This window comes from Pseudomonas defluvii, assembly GCF_001695625.1.
Taxonomy (GTDB): domain Bacteria; phylum Pseudomonadota; class Gammaproteobacteria; order Pseudomonadales; family Pseudomonadaceae; genus Aquipseudomonas; species Aquipseudomonas defluvii.
Window position 1 is genome coordinate 1 of the sequence record NZ_MBPN01000126.1, and the last position, 12243, is coordinate 12243.

At 57.0% G+C, this 12243-nt stretch carries 12 protein-coding genes and 1 pseudogene; 8 read left to right on the forward strand and 5 right to left on the reverse strand.

Annotated elements, in window-relative coordinates; translation table 11 throughout:
* Both EKA13_RS23240 and EKA13_RS23245 read right to left on the reverse strand, forming a co-directional pair.
* Window positions 1-164 (reverse strand): metal-sensing transcriptional repressor (locus EKA13_RS23240; protein ID WP_337994141.1); only part of this gene is annotated, 164 nt, incomplete at its 3' end.
* Window positions 165-725: 561 nt separating this feature from the next.
* Window positions 726-2999 (reverse strand): FdhF/YdeP family oxidoreductase, encoded by a 2274-nt coding sequence (locus EKA13_RS23245; RefSeq protein WP_016975662.1) that lies wholly within the window; start codon window positions 2997-2999, stop codon window positions 726-728.
* A gap of 329 nt (window positions 3000-3328) precedes the next feature.
* On the opposite strand from EKA13_RS23245, the gene EKA13_RS23250 reads away from it, so the two are divergent.
* From EKA13_RS23250 to EKA13_RS29000, 7 genes are all read left to right on the forward strand, one after another.
* Window positions 3329-4735 (forward strand): cytochrome ubiquinol oxidase subunit I, encoded by a 1407-nt coding sequence (locus tag EKA13_RS23250; RefSeq protein ID WP_050439964.1) that lies wholly within the window; start codon window positions 3329-3331, stop codon window positions 4733-4735.
* A 38-nt stretch (window positions 4736-4773) separates the two neighbouring features.
* Window positions 4774-5781 (forward strand): cytochrome d ubiquinol oxidase subunit II, encoded by a 1008-nt coding sequence (gene cydB, locus EKA13_RS23255; RefSeq protein WP_016969245.1) that lies wholly within the window; start codon window positions 4774-4776, stop codon window positions 5779-5781.
* 332 nt (window positions 5782-6113) lie between these two features.
* Entirely contained in the window at window positions 6114-6392 is a 279-nt protein-coding gene (locus tag EKA13_RS28160) for a zinc-binding dehydrogenase (RefSeq protein ID WP_025999688.1), read from the forward strand.
* On the forward strand, window positions 6379-6660 hold the full coding sequence (locus EKA13_RS28470) for an MDR/zinc-dependent alcohol dehydrogenase-like family protein (RefSeq protein ID WP_025999689.1): 282 nt from the start codon (window positions 6379-6381) through the stop codon (window positions 6658-6660). Before EKA13_RS28160 ends, EKA13_RS28470 begins: the two co-directional genes overlap by 14 nt.
* Window positions 6630-6710, forward strand: coding sequence for a hypothetical protein (locus EKA13_RS28995; protein WP_354668546.1), 81 nt, complete (start codon window positions 6630-6632; stop codon window positions 6708-6710). The genes EKA13_RS28470 and EKA13_RS28995 overlap by 31 nt, the downstream gene beginning before the upstream one ends.
* Entirely contained in the window at window positions 6707-7024 is a 318-nt protein-coding gene (locus EKA13_RS28475) for an SDR family NAD(P)-dependent oxidoreductase (RefSeq protein ID WP_228759039.1), read from the forward strand. Before EKA13_RS28995 ends, EKA13_RS28475 begins: the two co-directional genes overlap by 4 nt.
* 294 nt (window positions 7025-7318) lie before the next feature.
* Window positions 7319-7420, forward strand: a complete 102-nt coding sequence (locus EKA13_RS29000; RefSeq protein WP_354668545.1) for a hypothetical protein — start codon at window positions 7319-7321, stop codon at window positions 7418-7420.
* Between the two features lie 161 nt (window positions 7421-7581).
* On the opposite strand, the gene EKA13_RS23275 is transcribed toward EKA13_RS29000, so the two are convergent.
* Together EKA13_RS23275 and EKA13_RS23280 are read right to left on the reverse strand one after the other, a co-directional pair.
* Window positions 7582-8514, reverse strand: coding sequence for an AraC family transcriptional regulator (locus EKA13_RS23275; protein ID WP_025999690.1), 933 nt, complete (start codon window positions 8512-8514; stop codon window positions 7582-7584).
* Window positions 8515-8636: 122 nt separating this feature from the next.
* Window positions 8637-9320 carry a hypothetical protein gene (locus EKA13_RS23280; RefSeq protein ID WP_065761552.1) on the reverse strand — a complete coding sequence of 228 codons (684 nt, stop codon included), beginning with the start codon at window positions 9318-9320 and terminating at the stop codon, window positions 8637-8639.
* Between the two features lie 877 nt (window positions 9321-10197).
* On the opposite strand from EKA13_RS23280, the pseudogene EKA13_RS23290 reads away from it, so the two are divergent.
* Window positions 10198-10539 (forward strand): annotated as a pseudogene (locus tag EKA13_RS23290) (transposase domain-containing protein); the annotation flags it as partial.
* Here the strand turns inward: EKA13_RS23290 and EKA13_RS23295 are convergent.
* Window positions 10534-11097: an isochorismatase family protein gene (locus EKA13_RS23295; protein ID WP_016969424.1), complete on the reverse strand. Its 564-nt coding sequence runs from the start codon at window positions 11095-11097 to the stop codon at window positions 10534-10536. The pseudogene EKA13_RS23290 and the gene EKA13_RS23295 sit on opposite strands and share 6 nt — an antisense overlap.
* Between the last annotated feature and the right edge of the window lie 1146 nt (window positions 11098-12243).

Below are 12243 nucleotides of genomic sequence, written 5' to 3' on the forward strand. Positions count from 1 at the left end.
ATCAGGCCGTTGATTGCACCGCGTACTGCTGCCAACTGCTGCAGAACCGCGACACATGTCGGATCAGCCTCCAGGTCATGCTCTAGAGCCGTGACCTGCTCGCTAATACCTCTAGCGTGACCGAGAGCTTTCTCCTTCTCTTTGGGGCACTGGGGCATTGCCATCCTCCCTTGCCGTTGATGTGGTCATACTATACCCCCCCACAGTATAAAACAACAACCAAAATTTTTTTGCCCGGCGCTTTCCCCTCTCGCGGACCCGCTTGATCGATCGCCTGCGACGACGACATCCAGCTATCGGGCGACCTTTCACCTACCGTCTACTCTGAAATTCCGCGATCTGGGAGGGTCGTCCATTTCACTGAAATGACTGAGCAGAACGTCCCATAAGGTTTCGTAGCGAATGAGCCAGGCACGGGAGATGAGTGACGGATGGAGGGTGCCCAAAGCTCGGTTGAACGAGTCGCGGATTCGCCGAGCTGCGATCATCGAAAGGACAGATACCGAGTCAACGTTCCTTGGATCGCCTCAAAATTGACCCAATAGGTCTTTTGGCCCATTGGCCTCTGCCAACGCACTACTGTCCTTGCAGTCTGGATGAGATGTTCGGCACTGGATTACACAATCCTCTTCACAATTGACTAAATGCACGAACGTAATTGCATGAGGCTTGATGCCCATCCCTTCAAATCTCATTTCAGAGGGATGGGCATCTTTCTAATCGAATCAACCTAACTCTGAACGCATCACCCTAACCGGCACCGACTTGTACGACGGCGTTCCGCTGTCCACGTCAATGTAGTCCAGCGGCACCAGCTGGTTGGCCTCGGGATAATAGGCCCCCACCGACCCAGGCGAGATCTTGTACTCGATGGCAGTTATGCGTTCATAGCGCATCTTGCGACCATGGGTGACCGTCTCGATGTCCACCAAGTCGCCGTGGGCTAAGCCGCGCGCCTGCAGGTCGGCAGGGTTCATGAACAGCACGTCGCGGCGGCCGAACACGCCGCGGTAGCGATCGTCCATCGCATAGATGGTGGTGTTGTACTGGTCGTGGCTACGCAGGGTGATCAGGCGCAGTACATCGTCACCCTCGACTTCCTTGTCCTCGTGTAGGCCCGGGAAGACGAAGAACTCGGCCTTGCCCGAGGGGGTCATCCAGATGCGTTCGGTGGCCGGTAGCGGCATGCGAAAACCGCCCGGCACGCGAATGCGCGCATTGAAGTTCTCGAAGCCCGGAAGAGTCTTCTCGATCAGGTCGCGGATTTTGTCGTAGTCGGCCCCCAGTTCCAGCCAAGGCACGGGGCTGTCCGGCATCGTCGCGTTGGCCATGCCTGCAATGATCGCCGGTTCAGAGCGCAAGAACTCCGATGCGGGCAGCAGTTTTCCAGCCGAAGCATGCACCATCGACATCGAGTCCTCGACGGTAATCGACTGCCGCTCTCCGTTCTGCACGTCCAACTCGGTGCGCCCCAGGCAGGGGAACAGGTAGGTTTCCTTGCCCACCAGCAGATGCGTGCGGTTGAGCTTGGTGCCGATGTGCACGCTCAGATCCAGCTTGCCCATGGCCGGGAAGCACTGGGCCGGATCGGGCAACGCCACGGCGAAGTTGCCGCCCAGGCAGATGAGCGCCTTCGACGTACCAGCGATCATTGCCTGCATGGCCTGCACCGAGTCATGCCCGTGTTCGGCCGGCGGCTTGAAGCCCAGTACTTGCTCGATCTTCTGCAGGAAATCGGCGGACGGTTTCTCGGTGATGCCCACGGTGCGGTTGCCCTGCACATTGGAGTGGCCGCGCAGCGGACAGATACCGGCGCCGGGTTTTCCGAGGTTGCCACGCAGCATCAGCAGGTCGCAGATCAGCCGCACGTTCGCGGTGCCCTCGTTGTGCTGGGTGATGCCCATGCCATAGGTGACGATAGTGGCGTTGGACTTAGCGTAGGCTGCAGCAACTTTTTCCATCTCGGCCTTGGTCAGACCACTAGCGTGCTCGATATCGGGCCATGCAGTGGCCAGCAGATCGGCCTTGAGCGCCTCGAAGCCATTGGTGTGCTGGGCGATGAATTCGAAGTCGAGCACCTGGCCGAGCGAGTCCTCCATCTCCAGCAGCGACTTCATCACCCCCTTAATTGCCGCCGCGTCGCCACCGGCCTTGACCTGCAGGTAGGTCGAGGCGATCCGGGTCGAGCCGTAGGTGGCCATCTCGATCATGTCCTGCGGGTCAGCGAATCGTTCCAGCGCCCGCTCGCGCAGTGGGTTCATGACCATGATCGGCACCTTGCGCCGGGATACCTCATGCAGTGTGCCCATCATCCGCGGGTGGTTGGTACCGGGGTTATGGCCGATCGAAATCACCAACTCGCACGATTCGAAATCGTCCAGCGACACCGAGCCCTTGCCCATGCCAATGGAGCGAGGCAGTCCCACGCTGGTGGGTTCATGGCACATGTTCGAGCAGTCGGGGAAATTGTTGGTACCCAATGCCCGCGCGAACAACTGGTACAGGTAGGCTGCCTCATTGGAGGCGCGGCCGGAGGTGTAGAACTCGACCTGGTTGGGTTCCAGTCCACGAAGGATTTCACCGATCCGGGCGAAGGCGTGCTCCCACTCGACCGGTTTGTATGTGTCGCTGCCGTGGTCGTAGACCAGCGGATGGGTCAGCCGCCCGAGGTCTTCCAGCTCGTAATCGCTGCGGTGCAGCAGCGTGGCCACCGGGTGGTTGGCGAAAAACTCAGGTGTGACGCGCTTGTTGGTCGCTTCCCAGGTCACCGCCTTAGCGCCGTTCTCGCAGAACTGAAAGGTCGACTTATGTTCCTTATCGGGCCAGGCGCACCCGGGACAATCGAAACCATCCGGCTGGTTGGTGCGCATCAGCGTAATGGGCGCTTTGAGCGTATCCATCTGCTCTCGCACCGCTGTCGCAGTCGCCTTCAACGCCCCCCAGCCACCAGCTGGGCCATCGTAGTTACGTACACCGGGTACCTTGCGTCGAGTCGTCATGGTCGCTCCTTAAACGCTTTATATTTTTTCGATATAAACCGATAGTTGCGTAATAAACCGCTCTTCTAGCGGACTTGAGGAATTGGGTTTGGTTGTGACAGTTCAGGAGGAAAGCGTACAGCCTTGTCAAATAAAGACAACCAGCAAAGCTGGATCCAACCTACCGGTGATCTGGAATCAAAAGTTTGGTCGACAAGGGAAAATCGTGTTCTAGAATCAAGCCACACTCTTTCGACATGTCAAGGCAACGAATCGATGAGCTACTCATCTACTTGTTGCGTCTCATTCGCATTGCGGTACTGAAGCCGCGCCCTGTGAGGCCGAGAACCATGGAAACATTCAGCTCTACGGCGCTTGATTTGGCTCGTTTTCAGTTCGCGTTTACAGTGGCCATGCATATTCTTTTTCCGGCAATCACCATAGGCCTCGCGAGTTATCTCGCCGTGCTGGAAGGTCTGTATCTGAAGACCGGTAGGGAGGTGTATCGCGATCTTTACATGTTCTGGATAAAGATCTTCGCGCTTAACTTCGGCATGGGAGTGGTTTCTGGCCTGGTGATGGCATATCAGTTCGGCACTAACTGGTCGCAGTTCTCTTATTTTGCCGGCGGCATTACCGGGCCACTACTGACTTACGAAGTGCTCACGGCATTCTTTCTCGAAGCTGGTTTTCTAGGTGTGATGCTGTTCGGCTGGGATCGGGTAGGCCGAGGCCTGCACATGTTCGCCACCTGCATGGTGGCGTTGGGCACGCTGATCTCGACCTTCTGGATCCTCTCCTCCAACAGCTGGATGCACACGCCCCAGGGCCACGAAATCATCGACGGCCGCGCGGTGCCGGTGGACTGGCTGGCGGTGATCTTCAACCCGTCGTTCCCCTACCGCCTGGCGCACATGGCGATCGCCGCGTTCCTCAGCACCGCGTTCTTCGTTGGCGCCTCGGGGGCCTGGCATTTGTTGCGCCGCCAGCACATCGAGCCGGCCCGCACCATGCTGTCGATGGCCTGCTGGATGGCCCTGGTGGTGGCGCCGATCCAGGCGGTGGTCGGTGATGCCCACGGCCTGAACACCCTGGAGCACCAGCCGGCGAAGATCGCCGCCATCGAAGGGCATTGGGAGAACGTCCCGGGCGAGCCGTCGCCGCTAATCCTGGCCGGCTGGCCGGACATGAAGGCCGAGAAGACCCACTTCGCCATCGAGATTCCCTATCTGGGCAGCCTGATCCTGACTCACAGCCTCGACCGCCAGATTCCGGCGCTGAAGTCATTCCCCCCCGAGGACCGGCCCAACTCCACGGTGATCTTCTGGACCTTCCGGCTCATGGTGTGCATGGGCCTGCTGATGATCCTCGCCGGGGTGTGGAGCCTGTGGCTGCGCCGTGGCGACCGCCTGCACACCACGCCGTTGTTCCTCCGGTTCATGCTGTGCATGGGCCCGGCGGGGCTGATCGCCCTGTTGGCCGGCTGGGTGACCACAGAGATGGGCCGCCAGCCCTGGGTGGTCTACGGGCTGATGCGCACCGAGCATGCGGTATCACCGCTGAGCACCGCGCAGATGAGCGTCAGCCTCGCGGCATTCGTGGTGGTGTACTTCGTGCTGTTCGGCACCGGTATCGCCTACATGCTCAAGCTGGTGCACAAGGGGCCGCAGCGCCACGAAGGCGAGCACCCGATCGAAGGTGGCGCGGGCCAGTCCAAGACCCCCGCGCGCCCCCTGTCCGCAGCGGACGATCACTGACCCTGTCGAAGGCGACGGCAACCTGAGGAGCGATGGCCATGGGCGTGGATATCACTTTGATCTGGGCATTGATCATCATCTTTGGCGTGATGATGTACGTCATCATGGACGGCTTCGACTTGGGCATCGGTATCCTCTTCCTGGCGATCAAGGACAAGGAAGAGCGCGATGTGATGATGAACACCGTCGCCCCGGTGTGGGACGGCAACGAGACCTGGCTGGTGCTGGGCGGCGCCGGCCTGTTCGGCGCCTTCCCGTTGGCCTACTCGGTGATCCTCAGCGCCCTGTACCTGCCACTGGTGCTAATGCTGCTGGGCCTGATCTTCCGCGGCGTGGCCTTCGAGTTCCGCTTCAAGGCCAGCGAGCGCAACCGCCACTGGTGGGACAAGGCGTTCATCGGCGGCTCGATCATCGCCACCTTCACCCAGGGCGTCGCCCTGGGGGCGTTCCTCGATGGCATCCCGGTGGCAAACAACATGTACGCCGGCGGCGCCCTCGACTGGCTGCGTCCGTTCCCGCTGTTCTGTGGCTTCGCACTGCTGCTGGCCTACGCCCAGCTGGGCAGCACCTGGCTGATCATGAAGACCGAGGGGCGTCTGCAGGAAGAGATGTACCGCTACTCCTCGTACTTCATCTGGGGCCTGCTGATCGCCATCGCAGTGATCAGCGTGTGGACGCCGCTGGCCCACCCCGAGATTGCCCAGCGTTGGTTCAGCCTGCCCAACCTGTTCTATTTCCTGCCGGTGCCTCTGCTGCTGCTGTTCTGCTTCTTAGGCACCCTGACCACCCTGGCGCACCGGGCCACCGCCGCACCGTTCCTATTCACCCTGCTGGTAATCTTCCTCGGCTACAGCGGCCTGGGCATAAGCATCTGGCCGAACATCATCCCGCCGTCGGTTACGCTGTGGCAGGCGGCCTCGCCGGTGGCGAGCCAGCTGTTCGCGCTGATCGGCGCGCTGTTCATCCTGCCGTTCATCTTGGTGTACACGGCCTGGAGCTACTACGTGTTCCGCGGCAAAGTTAAGATTGGTGATGGTTATCATTAGCCAGACAATGCTGTTGATCGCCCCCCCAATTGGCAACGCTGACTGATGCATGTAACCGAGGTAGGTATCTACACTCCGGCCGCCGACGAAGTGCTGATCCGGGTCGCCTATACCGGTGTGAACCGCCCGGATGAATTGCAGCGCTCGGGTAGCTATCCGCCGCCAGCCGATGCTTCACTCTACCTCAGCCTCACCCTACCTCGGCCTGGAAGTCTCGGGCGAAGTGGTGGCCGTGGGTGCGGCCGTGCAGGGATTGCAGGTCGGTGCGTAGGTGTGCGCACTCACGCCAGGTGGCGACTACGCTGAATACTGCAGCCGGAAACTAATTCACCGTGTGGACCAATCTATTCGAGCACGACCGCCTGTTACCCGGCGAAACCGTGCTGGTGCATGGCGGGTCTAGCGGAATCGGATTGACCGCCATCCAGCTGGCCAATCAGTTCGGCGCGCGGGTGTTGGCAACGGCAGGCAGCGAGGCCAAGCTGGAGACATGTAGCAGCGCAGGTACCAGCCGGGCCATCAATTACCGAGAAGAAGATTTCGCCGAGGTGGTCTGGGCCGAGACCGAGGGCAAGGGTGTGAACCTGATCCTCAATCATGGTCGGGGGTAGCTACCTGCAGCGCAATATCGACACCCTGCCGGTGGAAGGTAAGTTGGTGCAGATCACCTTTCTCGAAGGCAGTACGGCCGAGTCGAACGTCATGCCGATCATACTCAAGCGCCTGGCCTTTATCAGCTCGACCCTCCGCGCCCGATCCAAAGCGGAAAAAGCCAACATCGCTGCAGCCCTGCAGGCCGATGTCTGGCCGTTGCTTGGCGCAGGTCAATGCCTTCCTGCACTTTCCCGCTGCATGAAGCCTCCCAGGCACATGCACTGATGGAAAGCAGTCGTCACATTGGCAAGATAATGCTGGAGATCAATCCATGATTGCAGGTCGTCACAGTGGTAGGAATGTGCTCGTTTCTGGTGCTGCGAGCGGCATCGGTCCGGCGGTTGCGCAGCGCTATTGCGAAGAAGGCGCTACCGTCGCACTGCTCGACCTCAACCCTCAACCCTCAACCCTCAACCCTCAAGCGCTACAAGCTCAGGGCGAGAGATTGCGCGCCCAAGGCTTCGTGGTTACATGGCACGCTGTGGCCTCCCACTACAGTGCCACCCAAGGCAGCCATCATCGGGTTCACTCGACACCTGCCAGGAAAACTTGGGGCCTATGGCATTACGGCCAATGCCCTGGCCCCTAGGCGCATCGAAACACCCCTGCTGAAACCGTCACGTCGGCGGCCGATGAGACGCTTATCGCCAACACCCCACTGCCCAGGCTAGGCCAGCCCTGGGAGATAGCCGATGCGCCCGCTACCTGCGTGCTCCAGACAGCGCCTCATCACAGGCCAGGTACTCGATGTAGCTTACGTCGTCGTCAGGACAACTTGCAGGCGATTTTGTTTACAGTCTCCTCGTTTATAGTGCGAGAAACCATCCTCGCCCTAGCCATGCCTCTATTCCTGTTCGCCTAGATCACCGATGTCGTCGATGGTTTGATGAGTCGGCATCTGCGCAAATTCGAGGCACGTTGCGAGAGCAGCTTTATATACTATCCCGCGAAACGGACATTGCTGCCATTACTCGAAAGCTCATAGGCAGCCTATCTTTTTCTGCCCAGGCCACTCAAGTCAAACTGGGTGCTGATACCCTGCGTCGTTCTACTTGTTCTCATGATCACTATCATCGCCGCGACTTTCAAGAACCACCTAAGACGTCAAAGAGCTCCTTTCTCTCAGATACTCCATAGAAGATGGACTTAGCCTGACCGACGAAGGCGAGCGCGATCTCGTAAGGGAGAGGTTCCAAAAAGCCGACTATACTCGCGACTGAATTGTGACTGACTCTCATAACCTACTTGAGAGGCTACTGTTGCAATATCGGTTGACTGACTGAGCACTAACCTTCGAGCCTCGTGCAATCGCAGTTGTTTCTGATACTGGAGCGGACTCATAGAAGTAACAGCTTTAAAACGATGATGGAGAGTCGAAACCCCGAGATTTACATATTTTGCTAATTCATCGATCCGCATAGGTTCAGCAAAATTATTATTTAGCCATTCGATTGCTCGCGTTACTCTATATGATTGACTGTCGACCACTGCAATTTCGTAGAGCCTCTGGCCTTGCTGACCTCGCAGCAATCGATAAAATATTTCTCGCAAGGCCATAGGTGCGAGCTGAGAGATATCTTCGGGGCTATCAAGCAAGCTCAGCAAGCGAAACAAAGCATCCAGCAACGGGCCATCAGTACTTCCAAGATACAGCCCTCTTACATCGCCATTACTAGGGACACCGACAGGACTACTATCAGCAATCAATTGACTAATCTGAGCAGGATCAATGTCTAAAAGCGCACCTAAATAGGGCACATCCGGGGATGCCTCAATAACTTTACCCGCGAGCGGAAGAGTAACAGAAATCACCAAATAGTTCAGAGGATCATATACATACCGCTCGCCAAATAGACGAACCTCCTTTCGACCTTGCACCACCAAGCACAGTGTAGGCTTATAAACACTATACAGCGTATCCGTAGGTGTATCGTTTCGAACTAAATTGAGACCCTCAATAGCGGTTTGGTATATTCCGGAACCTGTCGTAAAACGGCGAATAATCGACGAAATTACCGCCCGCTTAAATGAAAGCGGATCGTCAAAGGTTGGGAAGAGTTGCGGACTTGATTCTGACATGTCGAGGCCCCTGAACATCGTCTAATCCTGAGAATAGCGCAAACAGGGACGCGTAAGATACCCCACTAGCTCGGTATGACAAAAGGCCCGGCAAAGCCGGGCCGAGAATTAGTGAAACTATCTTACGACCGTTTAGCTCGTGCTTTCAGTTGATCGGAACCACCTTCAGCTACGCGCTGGAAGCCTGGGGTGCGATCGGAACCACCTTCAGCTACACGCTGGAAACCTAGAGTGCGATCGGAACCACCTTCAGCTACACGCTGGAAACCTGGGGTACGATCGGAACCACCTTCAGCTACACGCTGGGAACCTGGGGTGCGATCGGAACCACCTTCAGCTACACGCTGGGAACCTGGGGTGCGATCGGAACCACCTTCAGCTACACGCTGGGAACCTGGGGTGCGATCGGAACCACCTTCAGCTACACGCTGGAAACCTGGAGTGCGATCGGAACCACCTTCAGCTACTCGCTGGAAACCTGGAGTGCGATCGGAACCACCTTCAGCTACACGCTGGAAGCCTGGGGTACGATCGGAACCACCTTCAGCTACACGCTGGAAGCCTGGGGTACGATCGGAACCACCTTCAGCTACACGCTGGAAGCCTGGGGTACGATCGGAACCACCTTCAGCTACACGCTGGAAACCTGGAGTGCGATCAGAACCGTTTTTCGAGATGGGGGTGATCACAACGCCACTACCCGACTCGCTAATCAGAGTCTGTTCTTTTTGGCTGTAGGCCGCAAAGGTGTTCGCACTGAATGCAACGATAGCGACGCTGATAACTACTGATTTGATGGATTTCATGGCGGCAACTCCAGAGACTATGTGAGTTGTGGGTGCCGCAGCTACGATGTGCTGCCGACCCCGCAGAAGGACCTCCTTGCTGCATGGGGTTAGATTAATTTTTCGTATGAGAAAGCGTTACATGATACGTGCCGCCTTTTTGCCTATTCCTCTCGCAGTATCGAATCCCGCCCCTCACCGCTTACAAGCTGCCGGTCTTTCTCATGCTATCCAGGAGCAAAAGCTCGAATCTAGACGACCAGAACATGGACTCGTGGGAGTCGCCTCCAGTCCTATATCGACCAAACCGTCGTTTCACTATCGAGTTTCGCCCAGTGTGATTACTAACAAGTTGCGGGCGCAGTCGGTCGGCGGCACAGTGTGCCTACCGTGCATCGGAAGCTATTCCTACCCGACTGCAGCTGAAGTCGGTGAAGTCAGGGGACATTATCGTAGTCGACATCAAAGCTCTCGAAAGTAGCAAGTCGCTGGGCTAGTTAGGATTGTTGCCCAGGCGCCGGCATCGAACGTCGAAACAAAGCAGGGGTTAGCACCTGTCGCGTAACCGTACGGCGAGCTCACCGTCCGAACTCCATCATTAAGGGCGATGCTATTCGCGTATTTTTAGGCGAACGCGATCACCCCCGATCGTAAAGATTTCCGTACGCCAACGAAGCTCTTATCCGAAACTGTTCAAAGCCTAGGTCGCTCAGGAATGCCTGCAACCTGGGCAACAGAGTCCAGAGTCGCCATCAGCCACGGCATCGTCATCCGTAAATGGATGCCGCTCTATCGAGACCAGCCCGCACCGACCTCGCTGCCAGCATTTGTCCCGCTGAAGGCTGTACCTAAACGGCCAGCCGAAGCGTCAGTGAAAATCGAGTTGCCCGTGGCTGGGGTGCCGAACGGATCAGCGACGGCCAAAACCCTCGATTACAGCCTGAAATGCTGGGTAGCGCTGAAGCGCTATCTGGACGACGCAGCTGTGCCCATCGACAACAACCAAGTTGAAAACCAGATACGGCCATGGGCGCTCGGACGCTCGAACTTGTTATTTGCCGAGTCGCTGCGCAGCGGTAAACGGGCGGCTGTAATCATGAGCCTGATCCAATCGGCGCGCATGAATGGGCATGATCCGTATGCCTATCTCAGAGATGTGCTGACGCGGCTGCCCACACAGCGGACCAGTGATATCGAGCAATTGCTACCGCATCAGTGGGTGCCAGCCACTGCTTCATAGGCAAAGCTGTGCGACCACATCTTCTGATGACATGACTTGGGCATATTCGGTGCCCAGTATGGCCAAGGTCAGCTCATAAACGGTAGAGGCGTCCCAAAACGTTCCATTTGGCCTGATGACGGGTACAGCAGTAGTCGCATCCGCAGGAAGAATGATTTCGTATCCAAGTGCCTTCCCCGCTCGGATAGTGGCATCCATGCTGTTATGAATCACAACGCCGGTCAGAACAATACGTTTTACGTGCATGCTTTTAAGGATGGCATCCAATCGGGTTTCTATGAATGCGCAGTTCTCATGCTTGATGATGACAGCCTCGCCCTCTACCGGGGCCACTTCTTTTTTGATTCCATTCCAGGGGCCATGAACGTGATAGCTGGAGGTGGGATTCTTTTCATCATGCTTCACATGAAGGACAGGCCAGCCATTTGATCGCCAGTGCCGCAGAAGGCGTTGGATTGCGGACAAATAACCAGGGTGGCTTTTACCATCCCAAATAGGTTGATCAATCGCATCCTGAACATCAAGGATAATCAGGGGAATGCGAGGTGTATCCTTCATATGGGGCCGTCTCCTTACGATGGACGTTTAGTGTGCTGCAACGCTCCCCCATCAACAAGCAGTGCAGTCTCGCTAGGGTATCGTTGCCGACACAATATCAGTGAAGAGGGGCTGCTACCGCGGAAGTGGATTCCGGCCTTGCTCGAGCAAGGTGTGTTGGCCGGACGCTTAGAGCATCAGTTAAAGGTGGCAGAGGATAGTCGATTAAAGTTCGATACTGGTAAGAAATGGCGATTCAACCAGACCCCGATTCATGCATGTTGCACCGCGAGGTGCAGCGTGAAGCGTTGACAGGGGTAACCGATGGGCCAGCCATTGAGCCGCGTAATTAGGAATTCGGGATGCCGATGCTGTTAAGCGAAGCAAAAGGTAATACGGAGCATGGCGTTATACGCCAGTCATGCTCTGATCCGGCGCGGTCGGAGCCCCTGCGCACGTCGGGAAGTCCTTTGCACAGAATCTGGGAGATCTCAGCGGTGCCCGGTGCGCAAGCCTCGGGCGGAGCAGGAAAGGCCAATAGCCGTAACCCTACTGCCCACGCCGCTGAGAAGTCGGATACGTTCGCAGTACCTGAGAAAACTTTGAACAAAGGGCCTGGCCCCGTGGAGATAGTGGAGGAAAGGATCGTAGCCAAGGGAAACACCTACAGGCCTCCCGCGCCCCAAACACAGAGCTGGATCAGTTGCGAGTCGAAGTAGACTTTGAGTATTAAAACTGTCGCGGGAGCATCGCTGTTTTCGCGGACTGCAGCCTCGTTGAGAGGAATCGCAAAACTGCCGCGACCACTTAAAATTCCGATCCGGACGGATGCGTTAGAGAATTAAAACTGTCTCATCCAGAAACGACGCGGCTTTCAAGCACGCTCAAATGGACCGGCGGCTGGTCGGCCGCCGGTCTCAGAGTCATCGACGAGGGATGAAGTTGGCAACGTGACCGATGGGATTGAACTGTCGACCGGGGTGTCACTTGGGAACAACATGGTTAACATGGGCCGATTCTCCGGCCAGGGGTGAGGGTCATGCCGGGATTGACTTATGACTATCCTGACTACGTATTTACAGGTGTTGATTATAGTGGATCCACCTTTTGAGACAGTGACTACGGGGTAGTTTAAGCTGTCGTCCTCGAAAGGATGACAGCAAATGG

Excerpts from the sequence above, each read along its gene's own strand:
- cydB (WP_016969245.1), top strand. The coding sequence starts at position 4,774 with ATGGGCGTGGATATCACTTTGATCTGGGCATTGATCATCATCTTTGGC.
- EKA13_RS28475 (WP_228759039.1), top strand. The coding sequence starts at position 6,707 with ATGATTGCAGGTCGTCACAGTGGTAGGAATGTGCTCGTTTCTGGTGCT.
- EKA13_RS23275 (WP_025999690.1), bottom strand. The coding sequence starts at position 8,514 with ATGTCAGAATCAAGTCCGCAACTCTTCCCAACCTTTGACGATCCGCTT.
- EKA13_RS23245 (WP_016975662.1), bottom strand. The coding sequence starts at position 2,999 with ATGACGACTCGACGCAAGGTACCCGGTGTACGTAACTACGATGGCCCA.
- EKA13_RS23280 (WP_065761552.1), bottom strand. The coding sequence starts at position 9,320 with ATGAAATCCATCAAATCAGTAGTTATCAGCGTCGCTATCGTTGCATTC.
- EKA13_RS23295 (WP_016969424.1), bottom strand. The coding sequence starts at position 11,097 with ATGAAGGATACACCTCGCATTCCCCTGATTATCCTTGATGTTCAGGAT.
- EKA13_RS28470 (WP_025999689.1), top strand. The coding sequence starts at position 6,379 with ATGGTCGGGGGTAGCTACCTGCAGCGCAATATCGACACCCTGCCGGTG.
- EKA13_RS23250 (WP_050439964.1), top strand. The coding sequence starts at position 3,329 with ATGGAAACATTCAGCTCTACGGCGCTTGATTTGGCTCGTTTTCAGTTC.